Below are 23,145 nucleotides of genomic sequence, written 5' to 3'. Positions count from 1 at the left end.
TATCATGTTAAGAGCAATGTACTCAGGAATCAGTGGACTGAAGAACTTCCAATCCAAGCTTGACGTCGTCGGGAACAACATCGCCAACGTCAACACGTTCGGCTATAAAAAGGGCCGCGTCACGTTCAAAGACCTCGTCAGCCAGCAAGTCGGTAGTGCAACGGGCGCGAACGCCGTCAGCGGGGGGACAAACCCGAAAGAAGTCGGTCTCGGTGGCACGATGGCGACGGTCGATAACGTCTACAACCAAGGCGCGATGCAAAATACGGGTCGTGCCCTCGACGTCGGGATTTCTGGAGAAGGGTTCTTCGCCTTGAACGTGAACGGTCAAACGCAATATACGCGTGCTGGTAACTTCTATACGGATAATGCCGGCGATATCGTCAACGGCGATGGTTCATATTTGCTCAGCACGACGGGTCAAAAGATTACGATTCCGGCAGGGGCGAAATCATTATCGATTGGGAAAGACGGTCAAGTGAGTTACGTTAACGACGCCGGTGTCTCGACGCAGGTCGGTCAAATTCAAATCGTCACGTTCGCCAACAATGCGGGACTTTCAAAAGTCGGTGCGAACAACTTCATCCAGTCACAAAACTCAGGCGTCCCGAACCCAGGAATCCCAGGACAGCAAGGCCGCGGTGAACTCGTCTCCGGTGCGCTTGAAATGTCGAACGTCGACTTGTCAGAAGAATTCACAGAAATGATCGTCGCACAGCGCGGTTTCCAAGCGAACACCCGCATCATCACGACATCGGACGAGATTTTACAAGAACTCGTCAACTTGAAACGCTAATGATTCACGTCACAGCGCTACGGGGTGAAGCGTTCGTGTTGAACGCCTTGTTCATCGAGACGGTCAAGGCGGAGCCGGACACGATCATCCATTTATTTAACGGCAAGACGTATATCGTCAAAGAGTCAAAGCAAGAAGTCGTCGATCGCGCATCAGCATTTTATCGCACGGTCGGATTGATTGGAACGACAGTGACAAGAGGTGAAGAAGATGAGTGAAGAGAAACCAAAAGGCGGCGCCATGAAGATGGTGCTGATTATGCTCGTCGTGTTGCTCGTCATGGGTGGGGCCGGGTTTATGACTTATAAATATTTGTTCGGTGACAACGTGACGGCGAAGACGAAGCCGGTGACGGCCGAAGAACTCGCCGAACGCAGCTTCACGACCGATGACATGACGACGAACATCCAAGACGAGCGGTTCATCAACGTCCAGTTCACCATCGTCACGGACGCGGTTGAAACGAGAGAAAACTTAGAACTCCGGAAGTTCCAAGTTCATAACGTCATCCTCGGGGATTTGGCGGGGATGACGAAAGCGCAACTCACGACGAAAGAAGACATGCAAAAGTTTGAACAGTCGTTGCGCGAACAATTGAACAGCCTCCTCGAGGAAGGCGAAGTTCAACGCGTCTATATGACGAAGAAAATCATACAGTGAGGTGGCATCATGGGAGAAGTATTATCTCAACAAGAAATTGATGCCTTGTTATCCGCGTTAAGTAGCGGCGATGTCGAAGCAGACTCGTTTTTGGCACAAGAAGAAGAGCGGAAAGTCCGGCAGTATGACTTTAAACGGGCCGTCCGCTTCTCGAAAGACCAAATTCGAAGCCTGACGAGAATCCACGAGCACTTTGCGCGCATGCTGACGACGTTTTTCTCGGCGCAGCTACGGACGTACGTTCAGTTCACCGTGAACTCGGTCGAACAGTTGCCGTACGACGAATTCATCCATTCCATCCCGAGCATGACGATGATCAATTTGATTGAAGCACCGCCGCTTAACGGACGCTTCATCATCGAGGTCAACCCGAACATCTCCTATGCGATGCTCGACCGTCTGCTCGGAGGACCAGGTGTCGAGATTGAGAAAGTCGACAGTTTCACGGAAATCGAGATGCGCATCTTGACGCAACTGTACAAGCGAGCGTTCGCTTCTTACGGGGACGCCTGGGAGTCGATTGCCGAGGTGAAGTCACAGATGGCCGCGGTCGAAGTGAACCCGCAGTTTCTCCAACTCGTCTCGCCGAACGAGACGGTCGTCTTAATTTCGATTGGCGTGACGATTGGGGAAGTGAGCGGCACGATCAACGTCTGCTTGCCGTTCGTGACGATCGAACCGATTCTGTCCAAACTGTCGAGTCATTATTGGATGCAAGAGGCGAACCGGCGTAACGCGACAGGTAACAGTAAAGAGCCACTCAAGGCCCAGCTGATGAACTCGTCCGTCGAGGTCGTTTCGCTACTCGGTGAGACGACGATCACGTTCGGTGACTTGTTGCATTTAGAGATTGGCGACTGTTTGACGCTCGACCAATTAGTGAAAGAGCCGCTATCGGTCATGGTAGGGGAAAATAAAGTGTTCAAAGGGCAAGCCGGTGTGAGCGGGAAGCGGATGGCGGTTCAAGTGTTACACCGGGTGAAGGAGGAAGAGCAATGAGTGAGATGTTGTCACAAGATGAAATCGACGCGTTACTGCGAGGGACGAGCGAGAGTACCTCGTCAACTGAAACAAAACAAGAAGTGCATCTAGACTCGATGGAAAGCGACGCGCTCGGTGAAATCGGTAATATCTCGTTTGGGAACTCGGCGACGGCGTTGTCGACTTTACTCCAACAAAAAGTCGAGATTACGACACCGATCGTCAGCGAAGTGACAGTCGACGCGTTGCGCGAGCGTTATCCGACGCCGCATGTCGCACTTCGTGTCGGCTACACCGAAGGGTTAGAAGGTGAGAACGTCCTCGTCTTGACGCGAGAGGATGCCGCGATCATCTCGGATTTGATGCTCGGTGGCACCGGCGTCGGTGTCGACCCGGACGGACTTGACGAGATTCGATTATCGGCCGTCCAAGAGGCGATGAATCAGATGATGGGAGCTGCGGCAACGTCACTATCGACCGTCTTCTCGAAGAAAATCGACATCTCACCGCCGCTCATCGAAGTGTTCGATGCGACGAAGACGCAGACGATTATCGATCGACTCGAACTGTGGGAGACGATGGTGTTAATCGAGTTCAACTTGAAAGTCGGGACGTTAATCGATTCGAAAATCGTTCAAATCGCGCCAATCAAGTTCGGGAAGCAGCTCGTCAACGAACTGATGGCTGCGACGGCGCCGTCGCCAGCACCAGCACCGAAACCGGAACCGGTCAAGCAAGCGCCGCCACAGCCCCAAGCACAGGCTGTAGCGCCACGTCCGGAACCAAAGTCAGCACCAGAAGTCGCTGTCAGTCAAGCCGAGTTCATGCCACTTCATGCACCGACCTCAAACGAGGCGGCACCGGCCAACCTTGGTCTCTTGTATGATGTGCCGCTCAACGTGACGGTCGAGCTTGGCCGGACGAAACGCTCGGTCCGGGAAGTGCTCGAACTGTCGCAAGGCTCGATTATCGAGCTCGATAAGTTGGCAGGCGAACCGGTCGATATTTATGTGAACCAACAGCGCATCGCCCGTGGCGAGGTCGTCGTCATCGAAGAGAACTTCGGGGTGCGCGTGACAGAAATCATTCAACCGCATGAGCGGATTGGAATCGTTTAAGGAGGAAGACAAATGAGTGCAAAGATTTTAGTAGTAGACGATGCGGCGTTCATGCGCATGATGATTAAAGATATTTTAACGAAGAACGGGTTTGAAGTGGTCGGGGAGGCCGAGAACGGGGTGGATGCGGTCGCGAAGTATCGTGAACTCACACCGGATCTCGTCACGCTCGACATCACGATGCCAGAAATGGACGGACTCGCAGCATTGAAAGAGATTCGTGGATTCGACTCGAACGCGAAAGTGATCATGTGTTCGGCGATGGGGCAACAAGCGATGGTCATTGACGCGATTCAAGCTGGGGCGAAAGACTTCATCGTGAAGCCGTTCAACGCAGAACGTGTCATTGAAGCGGTCTCTAAAACGGTCGCACAATGAACAAATGGTGGTTGATTTTCCTTCTCGTGGTCGGTCTGTATGGACCGGCCACGGTTGAGGCCGCCACCGTCGAGAAGCAGTTCGAGCAACAGCAAGAACAGACAAAGGCCCCGAAAACGGAGTCGACTACCGTTTCAACGATTGGCACACTGATTCAGGTTATTCTCAGCCTCGTCGTCGTCATCGGTGGTTTTCTCGTCTTGATGCGCTGGTTGAGCGCTCGGACGCAAGGGGTGAAGACGGCCCAACATATGAAACATTTAGGCGGTGTTCCGCTCGGGAAAGATCGATCGGTCCAACTCGTCAAACTCGGCGATCAAGTGTATGTGCTCGGTGTCGGGGAATCGATTCAATTGATCGATCGTGTCGAGGCAGATACGCTCGATGAGGAAGTGACAGAACATTTGCCGGTAACCGGTTCGAACGGCTCCGCATTTTTAGATACGTTTAAACAACAATTGGCCCAAATTGAGCAAGCGAGGAAGAATCAATGACGACGATTGAGCAATTAATCAATTTAGAGACGCCAGACAGTACGTCGACGTCCATTAAACTGTTAGTCGTCTTGACGCTCCTGACGCTCGCCCCGTCATTCCTTATACTCATGACGTGCTTTACGCGTGTCGTCGTCGTCTTGTCGTTCATCCGACCGGCACTCGGGACGCAACAGACACCACCGAACCAACTCATTATCGGATTGGCACTGTTCATTACGTTATTCGTCATGTCGCCGGTTTTATCCGACTTGAACGAGAAAGCGCTCACACCGTACATGGAAGATCAAATCAGTCAAGACGAGGCGTTCGAAGAGGCGAGCAATACGATGAAGCGGTTCATGGCAAAATATACACGGCAAGAAGATTTGCAGCTCTTCATCAAATACGGCAACTACGAGCAACCAGAGTCGATTGAGGATGTTCCGCTCCTCGCGATGGTGCCTGCTTACGCCATCAGTGAACTGAAGACGGCGTTTCAAATCGGATTCATGATTTTCTTGCCGTTTTTGATTATCGATATGGTCGTGGCGAGCGTTTTGATGTCGATGGGGATGATGATGTTACCGCCGGTCATGATCGCCTTACCGTTCAAACTGTTGTTGTTCGTATTAGTGGATGGGTGGCATTTGATTGTGGAGTCATTGCTTAGAAGTATGTAGGAGGAACGATTATGACGCAGGAAATGGTCATTTATTTGGCGACAGAGAGTGTGTGGACATTGTTAAAAATTGCGATGCCGCTTTTACTCATCTCGCTCGTCGTCGGTCTCGTCATCTCGATTTTACAGGCGACGACTCAAATTCAAGAGCAGACGCTCTCATTCGTCCCAAAGATCGTTTCGGTCTTTATCGGACTCGTCATCTTCGGTCCATGGATGTTGCAACAAATCGAAGGGTTTACCCGGATGATCTTTGAACTGATGGTCGAGGTCGCTTCGAAATGAACGCCGTCGATTTCATCAGCCTTTACGGTTTGACGTTCGCCCGGCTATCCGGTTTCTTCGTCAGTGTACCGCTCTTCTCGTCCCGGCAACTTCCGGTCATGCATCGCGTCGCGTTCAGTGCGCTGCTCGCGTATTATGCGATGTTCACCGTGACAGAACCGATTGTGATGAGCGAGGCGTTCATCGTACAAGTGTTGTATGAAGTATTGATTGGGCTCTTGCTCGGCATTTTAATCAACATCTTGTTCTTTGCCCCGCAAATCGCTGGGGGTGTCATCGACTTACAACTCGGTTTGGCGATGGCGTCGGCGTACGACCCGATGTTTGGTGGTCAGTCGCCGCTTATCGGTCGATTTTATTATATTTTCACGTTGTTCATCATGTTATCGACGAATATGCATTTACTGCTTATCGATGGGATTTATTATAGCTTTCAAATTTATCCGCCTGGTCAGCCGATGATCAACTTCACCGAGGCGTCGCTCATGATGGCCGTCAAGGTCGTGACGATGACGATGCTCGTCGCGTTGCAACTTGCCTTGCCGATGATGGCATCGCTACTCCTTGTCGACTTGGCACTCGGATTCCTTGCGAAATCGGCGCCGCAGTTTAACATCTTCGCCATCGGTTTTTCATTCAAACTCATCGCCGGTTTCTCGGTGATGGTCGTCATGATGGGCTTGACGCTGAATGGGATCAGCCAGTTCATCCCGTTGCTACAAGACGTGTTGCGTGATTTTATGAAGCTTTTAGGAGACGTTGCATGAAGCCTCTATACTCTTTATCGGTCGATCTTCAGTTTTTTGCAGGTGAAAAAACAGAAAAGGCGACCCCACGAAAACGACAAGACTCACGAAAGAAAGGACAAGTCGCCAAATCCGCCGACTTGACCGGGGCGTTCGCCTTGTTCGCCATGTTCCTCATGTTGTCGTTTCTTGGCCCGTATATCGGGAAGCAGTTGTTCACGTTGACGAAAGATTTGCTCGGGCCGACGTATTTATTGACCGACTTGTCAGACGGAATGGCCGGTATGCTCGTCGATTTATTGTTACGGGTCGGAATCATTTTAGCCCCGTTCTTCATCGTCGCCGTCGTCTTTGGCGTCTTGGTCAACTATTTCCAAATCGGTCCGCTCTTCTCGACAGAAGCGATTCAACCGAAGCTTGAACGAATCGATCCCATCAAAGGGGTCAAACGGATTGTCAGCATGAAAGCCGTCGTCGAATTTTTAAAGTCCTTATTCAAATTATTGATTATCCTGACGACCGCTGTCGCCGTCCTTTGGCAAAACCAAGAGAAATTGTCGCGTATGGCCGTCGAGCACGTCCGTGAATCGGTCGTCGCCTTGACGAGTATCACGATTGAACTCGGCCTTTGGGTGAGCGTCGCGTTGCTCGCGCTCGCATTGTTCGACTTTTTCTATCAACGGTTTGATTTTGAGAAGTCGATTCGCATGTCGAAGCAAGACATCAAAGATGAATATAAAAATAGTGAAGGTGACCCGCTCATCAAATCGAAAATCAAGCAACAACAGCGGGAGATGGCGATGCGTCGCATGATGCAAGAGATTCCGAACGCGGACGTCGTCATCACGAACCCGACTCACTTCGCCGTCGTCATTCGCTATGACGACTCGAAAGATTTTGCCCCGCTCGTCGTCGCCAAAGGAGTCGACCGTGTCGCGTTCCACATCCGTGACGTGGCAAAAGAACACGAGATTCCCATCGTCGAGAACAAACCGCTCGCGCGAGCCCTCTATGCCCAGGTGGACATCGGAGAGGCTGTCGACGAATCGTTCTACCAAGCGATCGCCGAAGTGCTCGCGTTCGTGTATCAACTGAAACAACCGTCTTGAGGAGGAGTATGCGTTGGCTGTAAGAGCTAAAGATTTTGCGGTATTGATTGGCGTTCTCATGATCGTCGTCATGCTCGTCATCCCGTTACCGGGGTTCATGTTAGATTTCTTGATTATTGTAAATATATTGATCGCCTTACTCATCCTGCTCGTGGCCATGAACGCCCGGGAAGCCCTCGACTTCTCGGTCTTCCCTTCGCTCTTGCTAATCGTGACGCTGTTTCGACTCGGCTTGAACGTGTCGACGACCCGTTCGATTTTATCGACCGGATACGGTGGGGAAGTCATCGAAACGTTCGGGAACTTCGTTGTCGGCGGGAACGTACTCGTCGGGTTCGTCGTCTTCCTGATTCTCGTCATCATCCAATTTGTCGTCATCACGAAAGGGGCCGAGCGCGTTTCGGAAGTATCGGCCCGCTTCACGCTTGACGCGATGCCAGGGAAGCAGATGGCGATCGATGCCGACTTGAACTCGGGGTTGATTGACGACAAGCAAGCGCAAGTCCGTCGGAAGAAGATTCAAAGTGAAGCCGATTTTTACGGTTCGATGGACGGGGCCTCGAAGTTCGTCAAAGGGGACGCCATCGCCGGCATTATCATCGTCGTCATCAACTTGATTTTCGGAATCATCATCGGAACGGTCCAAATGGGCCTTCCGGTCGGACAAGCGTTCCAAACGTTCTCGCTCATGACAATCGGTGACGGGCTCGTCGGACAGATTCCGGCACTCCTCATCTCGACGGCGACCGGCATTATCGTCACTCGTGCCGTCTCGGACGGGAACCTCGGCGAGGACGTCGTCGACCAGCTCGGTCAAAACCCGACGCTGCTCTATATCGCCGGGTCAATCGTCATCATGCTCGGGTTGATCTCTCCGAGTCTGCTCCCGGTCACCATCCTCATTGCCGGTGTCGCCTTCTATGGTGCGTATGCGATGAGACGGAACATGAAGCGGGTCGTCGAAGAGCCGTTACCCGAAGAAGAACCGATGGCCCAGACCGAGACCGTCGTCTCGCTGTTACAAATCGATGCGATCGAGTTCGAATTCGGATACGGGCTGATCCCGCTCGCCGATGAATCACAAGGTGGCGACCTGCTCGACCGAGTCGTCATGATTCGACGCCAGCTCGCGCTCGAACTCGGTTTCATCCTGTCGACGGTACGGATACGCGACCATCTGCAATTATCACCGAACGCGTATCGCATCAAAGTAAAAGGCAACGTCGTCGCCGAAGGCGAATTGTTGCTCGATCATTACTTGGCGATGAGCCCGGGGATCGAAGACCCGGAAGTATACGGCATTGAGACGACGGAACCGGCGTTTGGTCTCCCGGCGTTATGGATCGACGAAGAGACGCGTGCCCGTGCCGAGATGAGCGGTTACACGGTCGTCGACCCGCCTTCGGTCGTGGCGACGCATTTGACGGAGACGCTCAAGAAACACGCCGCCGATTTGCTCGGCCGCGAAGAGACGAAACAGCTCGTCGAACATTTGAAAGAGACGCATCCCGTGCTCGTCGAAGACGTCACGCCTTCGGTCCTCTCGATTGGAGATATCCAAAAAGTGTTGCGCCACTTGCTGAAAGAACACGTCTCCATCCGCAACTTGCCACTTCTGTTCGAGACGATGGCCGACTACGGCAAAGTGACGAAAGACGCGGATATCCTCGGCGAGTATTGCCGGCAAGGATTGGCCCGTCAATTGACAGACCAAGTCAGCCCGCCGGACGGCCCGCTTTATGTCGTCACGCTCGGCGGTCAGACCGAACAATTGATTCAAGACGCCGTCCAAAAGACGGAGTTTGGCAACTACTTGGCGCTCGACCCGGATCAGGCGCGTGACATCATCGAACGTACGGCCGAACAGTTATCGATGTTCGAACGTTACGGCGCGTCGGCTGTCATTCTCTGCTCGCCGACGATTCGCTTGTTCGTTCGACAGCTGCTCGAACGCTATTATCCAGACGTCCCGGTACTCGCCTATAACGAGTTACTCAGTTCTGTCGAAGTGAAAAGTATTGGGGTGATTTAAGATGCAAATCAAAAAGTATACGGGCAAGACGATGGCTGAAGCGATGGCAAAAGTGAAGCAAGAGCTTGGTGACGATGCCGTCATCTTGAACTCCCGACAAGTGAAGACCGGATGGTTTGGACTGTTCGCCTCGAAACAAGTCGAAGTCATCGCCGCGCTCGAGAAAGAGCCGGTACGCCTGAAACCGAGACAGCGCGTCGAGGAGCAGACGCCGGCGCCATCCGTCCCGCAAACAGCGCAACAGCCGGTCATCCACCCTACGGTGACGCCACGGCGCCTGCCGGCCGGACTAGAGCGGATCGAGTCGTTGCTTTCGACCGATTCGTTCGTCGGATTGGGCTGGGAAGAACGGATCAACGAACTGTTCTATACGACGAGGTCGGTCGAGGCGGTCGAACGTTTCGTCCGCGACGAGATTCAACGTGTATTTAAAGCCGCACCGGAGACGTCGCGATACGTCATGCTCGTCGGACCGACGGGTGTCGGGAAGACGACGACGCTTGCGAAACTCGCGGCCCATTATAAGCTCGAGGAAGGGAAGACGGTCGGATTGATCACGACGGACACGTATCGGATTGCCGCAATCGAGCAACTGAAGACGTACGCCGAGATTTTAAACATTCCGGTCGAAGTCGCGTATGACTTTGATGACTTCAAGCGGGCGAAGCAACTATTCGCTCGAAAAGACATCGTCTTAATCGATACGGCTGGCCGCAACTTCCGTGACGAGGCGTATATCGAGCAGTTCCATCACCATCATGATTTTTCAGAGACGAACTTGTCCCTCGTCCTCAGCCTGACCTCGAAGTTAAAGGACATGGAGACGATTTATGGGCAATTCGCGCCGTTGCCGCTTCGGTCGCTCATCTTCACAAAAGCCGATGAGACGAGCGACATCCATGCGATGTTCAAACTCGTGCGGGATAGCGGTCTTCCGGTCGCCTGGTTGACCGATGGGCAAGAAGTACCGGACGACCTCGTCGAAGGGAATGCTGGACGATTGACCGAGAAGCTTTTGGAGAAAGAAGGGTGGCCACGATGGACCAAGCAAGGCGTCTGAGGGCAAAAACGGACCGTCATCCGACGACGATCGCGTTCGCGAGCGGAAAAGGTGGGGTCGGCAAGACGAACGTCTGTGTCAACACCGCCGTCGGGCTCGTCGAACTCGGGCAACGCGTGTTGATCGTCGACCTCGACCTCGGGATGGCGAACGTACACATCTTACTTGATGCCGCCCGTTCGCAAACGATGGTCGATTGTGTGAAGACCCGGATTCCACTGCTCTCCGCTGTTCAGAAACATGTCCACGGTGTCGATATATTACATGGGGGAAGCGGACTCGATGCGTTAGTCCAATTCTCAGACAGCGACATGCAATTTTTAATGCGAGAACTCGAAGTGTTGACCGATTATGACTACGTGTTATTCGACATGGGTGCCGGGGCGACGGACACGTCACTCCAATTCATCGCCGGGTGTGATGAGATGTTTTTAATTTTGACACCGGAACCGACTTCGCTCATGGACGGATATGCGTACACCAAACTCGTCCACCAACAGTATCCTGACTTGCCGCTCGGCGTCATCGTCAACCGCGCCCAGTCAGGAGAAGAGGCGCTTCAATGTTTTGAACGGATGGAAGTCGCATGTCGACAGTTTTTAAAGAAAACGATTCGATTCCTCGGCTATTTACCGGATGACCCGTCCGTCAGGAAAGCGGTCATCGCGCAAGTCCCGTTTTACACGTTCGACCGCAAGAGTGACATCAGTTGGAGGCTCGAGCGGATTTTGACGACGCTCACCGGGACGCCGCCACGCCAGCGTCACTTCATGGATCGTCTGATGGGGAATTTGCGCCGCCAATGGAACCGAGTTTAACGACAGGGAGGCAATATAGATGGACGTGAACGAATACTTAGGATTGTTTTTAGATGAAGCACAAGAACATATCCAGTCTGTGAACACACAGTTGTTGAAGCTCGAACAGTCAGGCAGCATGGACGCGGTCCAAGAAATATTCCGTTCGGCGCACACGCTGAAAGGAATGGCGGCGACGATGGGATACGAGAGCGTCGCGAACTTGACCCATGAGATGGAAAGTGCGCTCGACCTCGTTCGAGGCGGAAAGAAAGCAAGCAATCAACTTCTGCTCGATACGATGTTCACGGCGATGGAACAAATCGAAGAGATGATTGCCCACATTGAAGGTGGCGGCAACGGGACGAACGTCGATGTGAGCGCGACAGTGAAGGCGTTCCAAAGCTTCATCGGTCACGGTGAGCCAGAAGCGGTCGAAGCAGTCGATTCGCCGTTCACGGTCGATTTGTATACCGACTCCGTCATCGAACAGGCGAAGCAGACCGGGTTTGAAGCGTTCCGGCTTCACGTCAAGCTGTCCGATGCGGTCGTCTTGAAGGCGGCGCGTGCCTACATGGTGTTCGATCGGCTCCAAGAGCTCGGCGAAGTCGTCCGGACGGTGCCGGACACAGAAGCGATTGAACAAGAACAGTTCGACTTGTCATTTGACGTCTTATTCTTGTCACAGGAATCGGCCGAAGTGATCGAGCATGCCGTATCGCAAGTGTCCGAAGTCGACCGGGTCGAAGTCCACGTGTTTACGACCGAAGCGATCGGTGAGCCGGAAGTCGCAGCGAGCGTCGAGGCACCGATCGCACCCGTTGTGAACGCCGTACCGACGCCACAAGAGACGGATGAAGTGAAAGAACAACCGGTCGCGCAAGCGAAGACGATCCGTGTCAACTTAGAGCGAATCGATCGCCTCATGAACTTGTTTGAAGAATTCATCATCGACCGTGGACGTCTCGAACGTCTCGCCGACGAAGTCGGACAGCCTGAATTGAACGAGACGGTTGAAAAGATCAAACGCGGAACGAATGAGTTGCAATCGCTCGTCTTGACGTTACGGATGATGCCGATTGAGCAAGTGTTCAACCGGTTCCCACGGATGGTGCGTTCTGTCGCAAAAGATATTCAGAAGAAAGTCCAGCTCGATATTTCAGGAGCGGAGACGGAACTCGATCGGACGGTCATCGATGAAATCGGCGACCCACTCGTCCACTTGATTCGCAACGCGATCGACCACGGGATTGAACGTCCCGACGTCCGGGTCCAGTCCGGCAAACCGGAACAAGGACGCCTGTCGCTACGGGCGTATCACGGTGGCAACCGTGTCTTCATCGAGATTGAAGATGACGGGGCTGGCATCAACGTCGATAAAGTCCGGTCCAAAGCGCTCGAGCGTGGCGTGTTGACGGTAGAAGAGGCTGCGAGCATGACGGACAACGAACTGGCGATGCTCATCTTCGCACCTGGTTTCTCGACTGCAGACGTCGTCACCGACTTGTCTGGCCGTGGCGTCGGCTTAGACGTCGTCAAAAACAAAATCGAGTCGCTCGGCGGCGTCGTCTCCCTCGAGACGGCAGTCGGACAAGGGACAAAATTCCAAGTCAGCCTCCCGCTCACGTTGTCGATCATCTCGGCGATGCTCGTCATGGCGGGCGAGGAGACGTATGCGATCCCGTTATCCTCGATTCTCGAGACGACGTTGCTCGATGAAGCGGATATTTTGACGGCGCATCGTGAGCGCGTCTTCGATTTCCGAGGACAACTCGTCCCGCTCGTCTATTTGAAAGAAATGTTCGGCATCGAGGCGGAGACGAAGTCGCAATTCCCGGTCGTCGTCGTACGAAAAGGGAACAAGCTCGTCGGTGTCGTCGTGAACGATTTGATTGGCCAGCAAGAGATTGTCATGAAACCGCTCGGCTCTTACTTAGAGGGGATTCCAGCCATCTCGGGCGCCACAATTCTTGGAGACGGGCGTGTCGCCTTGATTGTCGACAGCAACGATCTCTTCTAAGGAGGAAGCAAGATGGAACAAAAATGGGTAGTCTTTTCACTCGCCGACAACACGTACGGAATTGACGTTCAGTCGGTCCGTTCAATCGAGCGTATGCAACCGGTCACGCGCGTCCCGAACGCACCGGCTCACGTCAAAGGGGTCATCAACTTGCGCGGGGTCGTCACACCGGTCATCGACCTTCGCCTCCGCCTCGGCTATGAGGAACTTGAGGCGACGGACGAGACGCGTATCTTGATTGCCTCGTTGAATCAAGGCGATGCCGGGTTCATCGTCGACCGGGCGAATGAAGTCGTCGAGAGCGACGACGTGCGTATCGAACCGATCCCTGAGTCGAGTCAAGACATGCTCGCGGCGCATTTGACGGCGATTGCCAAAGGGGAAGACAAGCTTTTCTCGCTCCTAGATGCCAACGCCTTGTTCGAGGATCAACATGCTGAGTGAATTTGAACAAGATTTATTGAAAGAACTCGGGAATATCGGGTCAGGTCACGCCGCGACGGCGTTGTCGACGCTGTTGGCCAAACCCGTCAACATCACGGTCTCGTCGGCCGAGATGGAACCGATCTCGTATTTACCGGAACGGGTCGGCGGTCCCGAGCGGCACGTCGCCTCGGTCTTGCTCGAACTCGGTGGTGAGATTCGCGGCATGATTCTGATCCTGTTTCCAGTGGATGACGCCGAGGCGATGGTCACCTCGTTAATCGGAAGGCCGTTCACGTTCGCCGAAGCGACGGACCTTGGCCAATCGGCATGGGAAGAGATTGGAAATATTATGAGCGGGGCGTACGCCCGTGCCTTGAGCGACTGGTTGACGACACCGATTCTGATTCAAGTCCCGGCGACAGCAATCGACATGGCCGGCTCCATCGTCGAGTTCGTCGTCTCGTCGGTTCAGCCGGAAGAGGACGCGGCGCTTTATATCGACACGACGTTCTTGATTGACGAGAAAGTGAGTGCTGGCCACGTGTTGTTCCTACCGACACACGGCTCGCTCAAACAAATCGAGCGGCGGTTACTCGGCCATGGCTGAGGTGCTCAAAATCGGCATCGCCGAATGGAAACAGACGACGGCACCGAATCGACTCCGCACGGCCGGTCTCGGTTCTTGTGTCGGCGTGATTCTGTACGATGCGCAAACGAGAGTGGCGGCGATGGCACACGTCATGCTGCCGGACTCAAATATCGCCCGAAAACACCAGACGCTCGAGGTAGGAAAATATGCCGATACTGCAATCGATGCACTCGTTGACTCGTTGAAACGGGCCGGGGCCGGTCGAATACAGGCAAAAATGGCCGGTGGCGCCCAAATGTTTCAGTTCAAATACGAAAACGAGGCGATGCGGATCGGCGAGCGTAACGCCGAGGCAATCCGCAAAGCGCTGAAGGCCCATCGCATTCCGCTAATCGCGGAAGATTGCGGCGGCCATAACGGGCGCACAATCGAATTTGATGTGGCCACATCCGTATTGTCGATTCGGACGGTCAGTGTAGGCACGAAAGAACTTTAAGGGGGGATCGACATGACGACTCAGCTTACTCAGTTGTGGGATCGTTGGAACAGTGACCGTGATATGGAGACGGCGAATGAACTGTTATCTCATTATGAATTTTTAATCCATTATCACGTACAACGAATGATCGTGACGCTCCCAAAAAGCGTCGAACGCGACGAATTGAAAAGTTTGGGTTACATGGGATTGTACGATGCCCTCATGAAATATGATCCAGATCACAACAACAAGTTTGACACGTATGCGGCGTTTCGGATTCGCGGGGCGATTATCGATGGACTTCGTAAAATCGATTGGCTCCCGCGGTCCGTGCGTGAACGGGTCAAAAAGATTGACCAAGTGGCAGAGCAGCTCGAACAGAAACTGCACCGGGCACCGACGAAAGAAGAGCTCGCGACCGCTTGTGGCATCCCGATTTCAGAGATTGAAAAAGCGATGGCGGAAGGGTATTTCGCGAACATGCTATCGATCGATGAGGCGGTGACGCTTCAAGAAGAAGGGAAAGTGATTTCCGTCACGTACTTTGACCCTGATTCAGAAAAGCCGGAAGATACGCTCTTGCAACGTGAGCTTCTCGACGTCTTGACGGACGAGATTGAGCGATTGACGGAGAAGGAACGGCTCGTCGTCTCATTGTTCTATTTCGACGAGTTGACGTTGACAGAGATTGGGGAGGTGCTCGACTTGTCGACGTCACGCATCTCGCAAATCCACTCCAAAGCGTTAAAGACGCTCAAATCGGCGCTCGGACGATCCTATTTAGAAGAGAAGACGTCATAAGGAGGATGAAGATGACAATTATTTTATTGGTTGCTGGCATCGGGTTCACCTATGCGCTCTTACTCGCCTTTAAACAGTTGCAGACGCTAAAGAGCCGAGTCGAGCAGCTTGAAGCAGAAAAACGTGAGACCGAGCTGTTGTTGTTATCGTTCATGGAATCGATGAACGATGTCGTCAAACAAGACGTCCGTGACGTGGTGATTGAACCGGAAAAGCACGAACCCGTAGCAACTCCCGTTCAACGAGACTCGGGGGAACGAGCGGGCCATCAGCTCGTCGAAGAGACGCTACTCCGTCACTCTGTGCGTGACGCGGCCCGCCTCCTCGGAAAAGGGGAAGGCGAGATGGCGTTATATGCAAAATTTCGGGGCAAGTGAGAGTTGCCGGATTCGATGACATATGCTATAGTAATTCTCGGTGTTAAACACATCACACACGTCTCGGGATGGTATTCCTCGGTGCCGAAAGGTCGGAATACAACGATGAACGAGGCGGAGGACTTTTTTAAACCACAAGGAGGAAATTTATCATGGCAGTAATCTCAATGAAGCAATTGCTTGAAGCTGGTGTACACTTCGGTCACCAAACACGCCGTTGGAACCCAAAAATGGCGAAATACATCTTCACGGAGCGTAACGGAATCTACATCATCGACCTTCAAAAAACGGTCAAAAAAGTAGACGAAGCGTACAACTTCGTTCGTGAACTCGCGGCAGAAGGCGGAAACGTCCTCTTCGTCGGTACGAAAAAACAAGCTCAAGACACGATCAAAGAGGAAGCACTCCGTTCAGGTATGTACTTCATCAATGAGCGTTGGTTGGGTGGAACACTCACAAACTTCTCAACAATCAAAAAGCGTATCAACCGCTTGAAGCAGCTTGAGAAAATGGAAGCAGACGGCACGTTCGAAGTACTTCCTAAGAAAGAAGTCATCATCTTGAAAAAAGAAATGACGCGTCTTGAGAAGTTCCTCGGCGGAATCAAAGATATGCCAGGCGTTCCAGATGCTCTCTTCATCGTTGACCCACGCAAAGAGCGTATCGCGATTGCAGAAGCTCACAAATTGAACATCCCAATCGTTGCGATTGTTGATACAAACTGTGACCCAGACGAAATCGACTACGTTATCCCAGCGAACGACGATGCGATTCGTGCGGTTAAATTGCTTACTTCTAAGATGGCAGACGCGATCATCGAAGCGAAGCAAGGTGAAGAAGAAGTTGCTGAAGAAGCTGTAGCACCTGAAGCAGAAGCTACAGAAGCTGAGTAATCAGTTAGACAACAGGTGATAAAGGGAAAGCCTTTTATCACCTTTTTTTAGGACATGTATACGAAGGCACCGTGCCTTCTTCTTAAAATTTGTAATGTTACAAGGAGGAATTTCCGATGGCAGTTACAGCAGCAATGGTAAAAGAACTTCGTGAAAAAACAGGCGCAGGTATGCTCGATTGCAAAAAAGCACTCACTGAAACAAACGGTGACATGCAAGCGGCAATCGACTTCCTTCGTGAAAAAGGAATCGCGAAAGCGGCAGCGAAAGGCGACCGCATCGCAGCAGAAGGTTTGACAGCAGTAGCGGTTGACGGCAACAAAGCTACACTCGTCGAAGTAAACTCAGAAACGGACTTCGTTGCGAAGAACGAGAAGTTCCAAACACTCGTATCTGACGTGGCGACAGCTGTCCTCACTTCAGGCGCATCGACAGTTGAAGAAGCGCTCGCTTCTGAATTCGTCGCTGGCAAAACGCTTGAGACGCACATTCAAGAAGAAGCTTCGACAATCGGAGAGAAAATCTCACTCCGTCGCATCGCTGTTCTTGAAAAAGCTGACGATGCTGTATTCGGCACGTACCTCCACATGGGCGGGCGCATCGGTTCGGTCGTCATCATCGACGGTACGACTGACGAGACAGTTGCGAAAGATGTCGCGATGCACGTTGCTGCAGCACGTCCACTTTACGCGACACGTGACCAAGTATCAGCTGAAGAAGCAGACCGTGAGAAGAAAGTCTTGACTGAACAAGCCCTCAACGAAGGGAAGCCAGCGAACATCGTCGAGAAGATGATCGCAGGACGCATGAACAAGTACTTCGAGGAAATCTGCCTCGTCGACCAAACATTCGTCAAAGACGCTGACTTCAAAGTTGGGAAATATGTAGAGTCTAAAGGCGGCCGTGTCAACTCGTTCGTACGTTTCGAAGTCGGCGAAGGCATGGAAAAACGCGAAGAAAACTTTGCTGAAGAAGTAATGAACCAACTTAAAAAATAATCTGCGTCACACGTGATGCATTCAAAATTGGGAACACGTCTGTATAACCTTGAGTTAGTTCGTTAAGGGAGCGTGTTCCCTTTTTTCAAGCAAGAGGAGGCAAAGTATGGAACCGAAATATAAGAGAATTGTGTTAAAATTGAGTGGAGAAGCGCTCGCAGGTGATCAAGGGTATGGAATCGATCCATCGATTGTCAACTCGATTTCTGGACAAATCAAAGAACTCGTCGCTATGGGCGTCGAAGTGGCCGTCGTTGTCGGTGCCGGAAACATTTGGCGCGGCAAGACTGGGAGTGAACTCGGGATGGACCGGGCGAATGCCGATTACATGGGCATGCTCGCAACTGTCCTTAACTCACTCGCGCTTCAAGACAGCCTTGAAACGAACGGTGTCCAAACGCGCGTCCAAACATCAATTGAAATGCGTCAAGTCGCTGAACCGTATATCCGTCGCCGTGCGATGCGTCACCTTGAAAAGGGGCGGGTCGTCATTTTCGCAGCCGGTACCGGAAACCCGTATTTCTCAACCGATACGACTGCAGCGCTTCGCGCAGCTGAAATTGAGGCAGACGTTATCTTGATGGGGAAAAACAACGTGGACGGTGTCTATTCGGCTGACCCGAAACTTGACCCGGAAGCGGTGAAATATGAGACGCTCACGTACTTGGACGTGCTTAAAGACGGACTTCAAGTCATGGACTCGACAGCCACATCACTCTGTATGGATAACCACATTCCACTAATTGTATTCTCATTGCTTGAAGAAGGAAACATTAAACGTGTCGTACTCGGGGAACATATCGGGACGGTAGTAGGAGGAATCAATTCATGAGTGTAAACGAAGTGTTGAAAACTGCTGAAGAAAAAATGGAGAAAGCCCACGCCGCACTCAAACGCGACTTTGGAACGCTTCGCACAGGTCGTGCCAGCGCTTCGATTTTGGATCCGGTCCAAGTCGATTACTACGGTGTGCCGACGCCACTTAACCAAGTGGCCAACATCAACACGCCAGAAGCCCGCCTTCTCTTGATTCAACCGTGGGATAAGTCAATGGTATCGGAAGTCGAGAAAGCGATTCAAAAAGCGGACCTCGGTCTCTCACCATCATCTGACGGGACGGTCATTCGTCTTGCTATCCCAGCTTTGACGGAAGAGCGACGCAAAGAACTCGTTAAAATCACGAAGAAGTATGCGGAAGAAGCGAAAGTCGCTGTCCGTAACGTTCGCCGTGACGCCAACGAGAACTTGAAAAAGCTCGAGAAAGACGGCGAGATGACGGAAGACGATCTCCGTGGTTATGCGGACGACGTCCAAGCGTTAACGGATTCGTACATCAAAAAGATTGATGAGTCTGCAGCGACGAAAGAAAAAGAAATCATGGAAGTGTAATCACGGAAGTGGTATACCAAAAAGCTGTGTGGGGACCCTTTTATTGAGAGGGTCCCTCTTTCATACAATCAGGAGGACAGAGTATGTTTAAATGGGTGAATCCTAAAACGAAGACCGAAGCGGAACTGAGCATTCCCGAACACGTCGCCATCATCATGGACGGCAATGGCCGTTGGGCGAAAAAACGTGGGCTCCCGCGCATCATGGGTCACCGGGAAGGGATGAAATCGGTGCGCGAGTCCGTCCGTACGGCGCAAGAGCTTGGCATCAAGTCGCTGACGCTCTATGCGTTCTCAACCGAGAACTGGACGCGCCCTGAAGAAGAAGTCAACTTCTTGATGAAGTTGCCGAAGCAGTTTCTCGAGACAGATTTAAACGAACTCGATGAACAAAACGTCCGTGTCCTTGTGGCCGGCGACGTGTCAAAATTGCCGCGCGGCACACGTGAAGCGGTCGAGGAGGCGCGGACGCGGACCGCGACGAATACAGGACTTGACCTCGTGTTCGCCCTCAATTACGGTGGGCGCGATGAGCTCGTTCAAGCGATGCGCCTCATCGCCATGGACGTGGCTGCCGGCCGGATTTTGCCGGAAGACATCGATGACGCGATGATTGGGGAACGACTCATGACGAACATACAGGACGTTGATCTAATCATTCGGACGAGCGGGGAGCAACGGCTCTCGAACTTCTTGCTTTGGCAAGGGGCGTATGCCGAGCTACATTTCACGGACGTCTTATGGCCAGAGTTTAAGCGCGACCATTTCGTAGAGGCGATTGCGGCATACAATGCCCGGACGCGTCGATTTGGTGGTGTCTAATATGAAGACTCGAATTATTACCGGACTTTGGGCCGGCGCGATTTTCGTCACGCTCATCGCCCTCGGCGGCAGCCCGTTCGTCATCTTGATGGGTGTGCTCGCTTTGATTGGGTTGAGTGAATTCACGTTGATGCGGCGTCACAAACTGACCGCTTTCCCGTTTCTCGTCACCGCACTGCTCGTCGCTTTCCCGTTCGTCATGATGTTGCTCGAACGGCAGATGGATATGAACGAACTGCCGATGTCCGTCAACCAATGGATGATTCTCGGTTTGACGTTGCTTCTGTTTTGGACCGTCGTGACGAAAAATCGGTTCACGTATGAAGATGCCAGTTTTTATTTCGTCTCCGCCGTCTATCTCGTCATCGGGTTTACGAGCTTCGCGCTCGTGCGATTATCGGATGACGGACTGAGTAAAGTGTTGCTCGTCTTGTTCATCATCTGGGCGACCGATTCCGGTGCCTATTTCACCGGGAAAGCGATCGGGAAGACGAAACTTTGGCCGTCCATCAGTCCGAATAAGACGATCGAAGGGGCGGTCGGCGGAATTCTTTCCGGGATCGTCATCGGCATCGCGTTTATTCTCGTCGATCCGATTTTGCCGCTTTGGGAAGTGATCATTCTCGCCCTCGTCGTCGCGGTCGTCGGCCAGCTCGGCGATTTGGTCCAGTCGGCGTATAAACGCCACTATGGGGTGAAAGACTCGGGGCACCTTTTACCGGGACACGGCGGGATTTTGGACCGGTTCGATAGCATGATTGCCGTCTTTACCGTCATTTGGATTTTTAATTTGTTATAAGGGAGTGTCAAGATGAAGCGAATCAGCTTACTCGGGGCGACTGGATCGATTGGCGTACAAACGTGTGACGTCATCGAACAGCACCCCGACTTGTTTGAATTAGAGGCGTACGCGTTTGGGACGAACGTTGAAGTGGCGGAGGAGTGGATTAACCGGCTTCGCCCGAAATACGTATCGGCCAAATCGATTGAAGTACTCGAACAGTTGAAGCCCCGCCTTACATACGAACCACTCTTTTTCATCGGACTAGAAGGGTTGATTGAATGTGCGACGGCAGAACGGGCGGACGTGGTCGTGACGGCGGTCGTCGGTGCCGTCGGTCTCGAGCCGACGCTCGCTGCGATTGAAGCCGGGAAAGACATCGCGCTCGCGAATAAGGAGACGCTCGTCACAGCCGGGCATCTCGTCATGGCCGCCGTCAAAGAGCACGGCATCAACTTGCTTCCGGTCGACAGCGAACATTCAGCGATTTTTCAATGCTTGAACGGGGAGCGCCGAGAAGACGTCGCGAAAATCATCTTGACTGCCTCAGGAGGGAGTTTCCGTGACAAGTCGCGGGAACAGCTCGCCGAGGTGACCGTCGACGAGGCGCTCAATCATCCGAACTGGTCGATGGGGGCAAAAATCACGATCGATTCGGCGACGATGTTCAATAAAGGGCTTGAAGTCATCGAAGCGCACTGGTTGTTCGATATCGACTATAATGATATTGAAGTGGTGCTCCATCGTGAATCGATTATTCACTCGATGGTCGAATATAAAGACGCGGCCGTCATCGCCCAGCTCGGCACCCCGGATATGCGCGGTCCAATCCTCTATGCCCTCGCTGCACCGAAACGGCTTGAAATCGAAGGGAGCAAGCGGTTAAACTTGAGAGAAATCGGGACGCTCCATTTCGCAGAAGCCGATTTCGAACGTTATCCGGCTCTTCGCCTCGCCTATGAGGCGGGCCGGGCCGGCGGGTCGATGCCGACGGTACTCAATGCCGCCAACGAGGCGGCCGTGGAGAAGTTTTTGAACGGCGAGATCGCCTTTCTAGACATCGAACGGCTCGTCGAACAGGCGATGGACGCCCATACAATCATTGCGGAACCGACGCTCGCGGACATTTTAGAAGTTGACCGTGCGGTTCGATTACAGATTCAGCAAGGAAAGTGAAGGTGGGGAATAAACAATGACGACTTTTATCGCCATCGTTTTGATGTTTGGTGTTCTCATTTCAGTGCATGAATGGGGTCACCTCGTCATGGCGAAACGGGCAGGAATTCTCTGTCATGAATTTGCAATCGGCTTCGGGCCGAAAATTCTGTCATTCAGAAAAAACGAGACGCTCTACACGATTCGGCTGTTGCCGATTGGGGGCTACGTCAAGATGGCAGGGGAAGATTTTGAACCGATCGAAGTCAAAGCCGGGCAACATGTCGGTCTGCGTCTGACAGCAGCCGGCACGGTCGACCGTGTCTACTTTCAGCCGGACCAGGCGACGGATGTCCATGTCGTCGGTACGGTCGATAAATTTGATTCGATTCGGGAATTGAAAGTCCAATTGCTCGTCGATGAGGAAGTCCGTGTGTACGAACTTGAGCGCGAGACGCTTCTCGTCGACCAAGGGATGGAAATTCAAATTGCACCGTACGACCGGACGTTCGGGGCGCAGTCCGTGTGGAAACGCGTGCTCGCCATCGCGGCTGGTCCGGCGATGAACTTCGTCCTCGCCTTCATCCTGCTCGTCATCGTCGGCCTCGTCCAAGGCACGCCGACGGATGACGGCCAAATCGGTACCGTACAGCCAGAATCGGCCGCAGCACAAGCCGGGCTCATGGCGGGAGACGAAATCATCTCAATCGAAGGGAACGAGCTCGATAACTGGGCCGACTTACGTGAAGCGCTCGCCGATCGTGCTGATGTCCCGACTGAAGTGACGTACGTCCGAGACGGGACCGAACAGACGGTCACGCTCACACCGCAACCGCTCGAACAAAACGGTGAGACGGTCGGAATTTTAGGGGTGACGAACGCGCTCGAACGCTCTCCGACGAAAGCGTTCACGACGGGTGCTGAGACGACGTGGACGATGTCGACGCTCATCTTTTCTGCCGTCGGAGACCTCGTGACCGGTCAAGTCGGTGTCGACCAACTTGCCGGACCGGTCGGGATCGTCCGGATGACGGATGAAGTCGCAGCGAGCGGGCTGATTATGCTCCTCAACTGGACGGCTCTACTTTCCGTCAACTTGGCCATCTTCAACTTGTTGCCGCTCCCGGCACTCGACGGAGGTCGACTCATCTTCCTCTTCTTCGAGGCGGTGCGCGGTCGGCCGATCGACCCGAAAAAAGAAGGCTTTGTGCATTTCATCGGCTTCGCACTGTTGATGCTGTTGATGCTCATCGTCACGTGGAACGATATTCAATCATTTTTCAAATAGAACGTGTTAGAG

Annotated in this window: 28 protein-coding genes; all 28 read left to right on the top strand. The window is 52.9% G+C overall.

Annotated elements, in window-relative coordinates:
• The first annotated feature begins 4 nt into the window (after positions 1-4).
• The 28 genes from flgG (at position 5) to rseP (ending at position 23,133) form a co-directional block, all read left to right on the top strand.
• Positions 5-796 (top strand): flagellar basal body rod protein FlgG, encoded by a 792-nt coding sequence (flgG, locus tag KB235_RS10815; protein ID WP_211779636.1) that lies wholly within the window; start codon positions 5-7, stop codon positions 794-796.
• Positions 796-1,014 carry a flagellar FlbD family protein gene (locus KB235_RS10810; protein WP_034808888.1) on the top strand — a complete coding sequence of 73 codons (219 nt, stop codon included), beginning with the start codon at positions 796-798 and terminating at the stop codon, positions 1,012-1,014. Before flgG ends, KB235_RS10810 begins: the two co-directional genes overlap by 1 nt.
• Positions 1,007-1,456, top strand: coding sequence for a flagellar basal body-associated FliL family protein (locus tag KB235_RS10805; RefSeq protein ID WP_034808886.1), 450 nt, complete (start codon positions 1,007-1,009; stop codon positions 1,454-1,456). The genes KB235_RS10810 and KB235_RS10805 overlap by 8 nt, the downstream gene beginning before the upstream one ends.
• A gap of 9 nt (positions 1,457-1,465) precedes the next feature.
• A complete protein-coding gene (gene fliM, locus KB235_RS10800; RefSeq protein ID WP_034808883.1) occupies positions 1,466-2,455 on the top strand; it encodes a flagellar motor switch protein FliM in 990 nt (329 codons plus the stop codon).
• Complete coding sequence (gene fliY / locus KB235_RS10795) at positions 2,452-3,555, top strand: flagellar motor switch phosphatase FliY (protein ID WP_211779635.1); 1,104 nt, start codon at positions 2,452-2,454, stop codon at positions 3,553-3,555. The genes fliM and fliY overlap by 4 nt, the downstream gene beginning before the upstream one ends.
• Positions 3,556-3,567: 12 nt before the next feature.
• The gene (locus KB235_RS10790) at positions 3,568-3,933 is read left to right on the top strand and encodes a response regulator (RefSeq protein WP_024370114.1); all 366 of its coding nucleotides are present in this window, start codon (positions 3,568-3,570) and stop codon (positions 3,931-3,933) included.
• On the top strand, positions 3,930-4,427 hold the full coding sequence (locus KB235_RS10785) for a flagellar biosynthetic protein FliO (RefSeq protein WP_211779634.1): 498 nt from the start codon (positions 3,930-3,932) through the stop codon (positions 4,425-4,427). The genes KB235_RS10790 and KB235_RS10785 overlap by 4 nt, the downstream gene beginning before the upstream one ends.
• Positions 4,424-5,089: a flagellar type III secretion system pore protein FliP gene (gene fliP / locus KB235_RS10780; protein ID WP_034808876.1), complete on the top strand. Its 666-nt coding sequence runs from the start codon at positions 4,424-4,426 to the stop codon at positions 5,087-5,089. The genes KB235_RS10785 and fliP overlap by 4 nt, the downstream gene beginning before the upstream one ends.
• Before the next feature lie 11 nt (positions 5,090-5,100).
• Positions 5,101-5,373, top strand: coding sequence for a flagellar biosynthesis protein FliQ (gene fliQ, locus KB235_RS10775; RefSeq protein WP_034808874.1), 273 nt, complete (start codon positions 5,101-5,103; stop codon positions 5,371-5,373).
• On the top strand, positions 5,370-6,140 hold the full coding sequence (gene fliR / locus KB235_RS10770) for a flagellar biosynthetic protein FliR (RefSeq protein ID WP_211779633.1): 771 nt from the start codon (positions 5,370-5,372) through the stop codon (positions 6,138-6,140). The genes fliQ and fliR overlap by 4 nt, the downstream gene beginning before the upstream one ends.
• Positions 6,137-7,228: a flagellar biosynthesis protein FlhB gene (gene flhB / locus KB235_RS10765; protein ID WP_034815106.1), complete on the top strand. Its 1,092-nt coding sequence runs from the start codon at positions 6,137-6,139 to the stop codon at positions 7,226-7,228. Before fliR ends, flhB begins: the two co-directional genes overlap by 4 nt.
• 13 nt (positions 7,229-7,241) lie before the next feature.
• A complete protein-coding gene (gene flhA / locus KB235_RS10760) occupies positions 7,242-9,260 on the top strand; it encodes a flagellar biosynthesis protein FlhA (protein ID WP_276514399.1) in 2,019 nt (672 codons plus the stop codon).
• Position 9,261: 1 nt separating this feature from the next.
• Positions 9,262-10,320 (top strand): flagellar biosynthesis protein FlhF, encoded by a 1,059-nt coding sequence (locus tag KB235_RS10755; protein WP_034815112.1) that lies wholly within the window; start codon positions 9,262-9,264, stop codon positions 10,318-10,320.
• Positions 10,299-11,138 (top strand): MinD/ParA family protein, encoded by an 840-nt coding sequence (locus KB235_RS10750; RefSeq protein ID WP_034815114.1) that lies wholly within the window; start codon positions 10,299-10,301, stop codon positions 11,136-11,138. The genes KB235_RS10755 and KB235_RS10750 overlap by 22 nt, the downstream gene beginning before the upstream one ends.
• Positions 11,139-11,157: 19 nt before the next feature.
• Positions 11,158-13,137, top strand: a complete 1,980-nt coding sequence (locus tag KB235_RS10745) for a chemotaxis protein CheA (protein WP_034815117.1) — start codon at positions 11,158-11,160, stop codon at positions 13,135-13,137.
• 12 nt (positions 13,138-13,149) lie between these two features.
• Positions 13,150-13,581 (top strand): chemotaxis protein CheW, encoded by a 432-nt coding sequence (locus tag KB235_RS10740; protein ID WP_034808862.1) that lies wholly within the window; start codon positions 13,150-13,152, stop codon positions 13,579-13,581.
• Entirely contained in the window at positions 13,571-14,170 is a 600-nt protein-coding gene (locus KB235_RS10735) for a chemotaxis protein CheC (RefSeq protein WP_034815119.1), read from the top strand. Before KB235_RS10740 ends, KB235_RS10735 begins: the two co-directional genes overlap by 11 nt.
• Complete coding sequence (locus KB235_RS10730; RefSeq protein WP_034815121.1) at positions 14,163-14,648, top strand: chemotaxis protein CheD; 486 nt, start codon at positions 14,163-14,165, stop codon at positions 14,646-14,648. The genes KB235_RS10735 and KB235_RS10730 overlap by 8 nt, the downstream gene beginning before the upstream one ends.
• Before the next feature lie 12 nt (positions 14,649-14,660).
• Positions 14,661-15,431, top strand: a complete 771-nt coding sequence (locus KB235_RS10725) for a FliA/WhiG family RNA polymerase sigma factor (RefSeq protein ID WP_034808856.1) — start codon at positions 14,661-14,663, stop codon at positions 15,429-15,431.
• An 11-nt stretch (positions 15,432-15,442) separates the two neighbouring features.
• Positions 15,443-15,808, top strand: coding sequence for a hypothetical protein (locus KB235_RS10720; RefSeq protein ID WP_034815123.1), 366 nt, complete (start codon positions 15,443-15,445; stop codon positions 15,806-15,808).
• A 152-nt stretch (positions 15,809-15,960) separates the two neighbouring features.
• Positions 15,961-16,701, top strand: a complete 741-nt coding sequence (gene rpsB / locus KB235_RS10715) for a 30S ribosomal protein S2 (protein ID WP_021067146.1) — start codon at positions 15,961-15,963, stop codon at positions 16,699-16,701.
• A 116-nt stretch (positions 16,702-16,817) separates the two neighbouring features.
• The gene (tsf, locus tag KB235_RS10710) at positions 16,818-17,699 is read left to right on the top strand and encodes a translation elongation factor Ts (RefSeq protein WP_034808852.1); all 882 of its coding nucleotides are present in this window, start codon (positions 16,818-16,820) and stop codon (positions 17,697-17,699) included.
• A 106-nt stretch (positions 17,700-17,805) separates the two neighbouring features.
• A complete protein-coding gene (gene pyrH, locus KB235_RS10705; protein ID WP_034815124.1) occupies positions 17,806-18,531 on the top strand; it encodes a UMP kinase in 726 nt (241 codons plus the stop codon).
• Positions 18,528-19,088 carry a ribosome recycling factor gene (gene frr, locus KB235_RS10700; RefSeq protein WP_034815126.1) on the top strand — a complete coding sequence of 187 codons (561 nt, stop codon included), beginning with the start codon at positions 18,528-18,530 and terminating at the stop codon, positions 19,086-19,088. Before pyrH ends, frr begins: the two co-directional genes overlap by 4 nt.
• Positions 19,089-19,171: 83 nt before the next feature.
• Positions 19,172-19,909, top strand: coding sequence for an undecaprenyl pyrophosphate synthase (locus KB235_RS10695; protein ID WP_034808845.1), 738 nt, complete (start codon positions 19,172-19,174; stop codon positions 19,907-19,909).
• A 1-nt stretch (position 19,910) separates the two neighbouring features.
• The gene (locus KB235_RS10690; RefSeq protein ID WP_211779632.1) at positions 19,911-20,708 is read left to right on the top strand and encodes a phosphatidate cytidylyltransferase; all 798 of its coding nucleotides are present in this window, start codon (positions 19,911-19,913) and stop codon (positions 20,706-20,708) included.
• Positions 20,709-20,720: 12 nt separating this feature from the next.
• The gene (dxr, locus tag KB235_RS10685; protein WP_211779631.1) at positions 20,721-21,866 is read left to right on the top strand and encodes a 1-deoxy-D-xylulose-5-phosphate reductoisomerase; all 1,146 of its coding nucleotides are present in this window, start codon (positions 20,721-20,723) and stop codon (positions 21,864-21,866) included.
• Positions 21,867-21,882: 16 nt separating this feature from the next.
• The gene (rseP, locus tag KB235_RS10680) at positions 21,883-23,133 is read left to right on the top strand and encodes an RIP metalloprotease RseP (RefSeq protein ID WP_211779630.1); all 1,251 of its coding nucleotides are present in this window, start codon (positions 21,883-21,885) and stop codon (positions 23,131-23,133) included.
• Positions 23,134-23,145 lie beyond the last annotated feature (12 nt).

This window comes from Exiguobacterium alkaliphilum, from assembly GCF_018138125.1.
Classification (GTDB): Bacteria; Bacillota; Bacilli; order Exiguobacteriales; family Exiguobacteriaceae; genus Exiguobacterium; species Exiguobacterium alkaliphilum.
The sequence above is the reverse complement of the archived record's forward strand: the minus strand, read 5'-3'. Positions and strand labels throughout refer to the sequence as shown.

Coding starts and splice junctions, on each gene's coding strand:
- flgG (WP_211779636.1), top strand. CDS start 5: ATGTTAAGAGCAATGTACTCAGGAATCAGTGGACTGAAGAACTTCCAA.
- KB235_RS10810 (WP_034808888.1), top strand. CDS start 796: ATGATTCACGTCACAGCGCTACGGGGTGAAGCGTTCGTGTTGAACGCC.
- KB235_RS10805 (WP_034808886.1), top strand. CDS start 1,007: ATGAGTGAAGAGAAACCAAAAGGCGGCGCCATGAAGATGGTGCTGATT.
- fliM (WP_034808883.1), top strand. CDS start 1,466: ATGGGAGAAGTATTATCTCAACAAGAAATTGATGCCTTGTTATCCGCG.
- fliY (WP_211779635.1), top strand. CDS start 2,452: ATGAGTGAGATGTTGTCACAAGATGAAATCGACGCGTTACTGCGAGGG.
- KB235_RS10790 (WP_024370114.1), top strand. CDS start 3,568: ATGAGTGCAAAGATTTTAGTAGTAGACGATGCGGCGTTCATGCGCATG.
- KB235_RS10785 (WP_211779634.1), top strand. CDS start 3,930: ATGAACAAATGGTGGTTGATTTTCCTTCTCGTGGTCGGTCTGTATGGA.
- fliP (WP_034808876.1), top strand. CDS start 4,424: ATGACGACGATTGAGCAATTAATCAATTTAGAGACGCCAGACAGTACG.
- fliQ (WP_034808874.1), top strand. CDS start 5,101: ATGACGCAGGAAATGGTCATTTATTTGGCGACAGAGAGTGTGTGGACA.
- fliR (WP_211779633.1), top strand. CDS start 5,370: ATGAACGCCGTCGATTTCATCAGCCTTTACGGTTTGACGTTCGCCCGG.
- flhB (WP_034815106.1), top strand. CDS start 6,137: ATGAAGCCTCTATACTCTTTATCGGTCGATCTTCAGTTTTTTGCAGGT.
- KB235_RS10755 (WP_034815112.1), top strand. CDS start 9,262: ATGCAAATCAAAAAGTATACGGGCAAGACGATGGCTGAAGCGATGGCA.
- KB235_RS10750 (WP_034815114.1), top strand. CDS start 10,299: ATGGACCAAGCAAGGCGTCTGAGGGCAAAAACGGACCGTCATCCGACG.
- KB235_RS10745 (WP_034815117.1), top strand. CDS start 11,158: ATGGACGTGAACGAATACTTAGGATTGTTTTTAGATGAAGCACAAGAA.
- KB235_RS10740 (WP_034808862.1), top strand. CDS start 13,150: ATGGAACAAAAATGGGTAGTCTTTTCACTCGCCGACAACACGTACGGA.
- KB235_RS10735 (WP_034815119.1), top strand. CDS start 13,571: ATGCTGAGTGAATTTGAACAAGATTTATTGAAAGAACTCGGGAATATC.
- KB235_RS10730 (WP_034815121.1), top strand. CDS start 14,163: ATGGCTGAGGTGCTCAAAATCGGCATCGCCGAATGGAAACAGACGACG.
- KB235_RS10725 (WP_034808856.1), top strand. CDS start 14,661: ATGACGACTCAGCTTACTCAGTTGTGGGATCGTTGGAACAGTGACCGT.
- KB235_RS10720 (WP_034815123.1), top strand. CDS start 15,443: ATGACAATTATTTTATTGGTTGCTGGCATCGGGTTCACCTATGCGCTC.
- rpsB (WP_021067146.1), top strand. CDS start 15,961: ATGGCAGTAATCTCAATGAAGCAATTGCTTGAAGCTGGTGTACACTTC.
- tsf (WP_034808852.1), top strand. CDS start 16,818: ATGGCAGTTACAGCAGCAATGGTAAAAGAACTTCGTGAAAAAACAGGC.
- pyrH (WP_034815124.1), top strand. CDS start 17,806: ATGGAACCGAAATATAAGAGAATTGTGTTAAAATTGAGTGGAGAAGCG.
- frr (WP_034815126.1), top strand. CDS start 18,528: ATGAGTGTAAACGAAGTGTTGAAAACTGCTGAAGAAAAAATGGAGAAA.
- KB235_RS10695 (WP_034808845.1), top strand. CDS start 19,172: ATGTTTAAATGGGTGAATCCTAAAACGAAGACCGAAGCGGAACTGAGC.
- KB235_RS10690 (WP_211779632.1), top strand. CDS start 19,911: ATGAAGACTCGAATTATTACCGGACTTTGGGCCGGCGCGATTTTCGTC.
- dxr (WP_211779631.1), top strand. CDS start 20,721: ATGAAGCGAATCAGCTTACTCGGGGCGACTGGATCGATTGGCGTACAA.
- rseP (WP_211779630.1), top strand. CDS start 21,883: ATGACGACTTTTATCGCCATCGTTTTGATGTTTGGTGTTCTCATTTCA.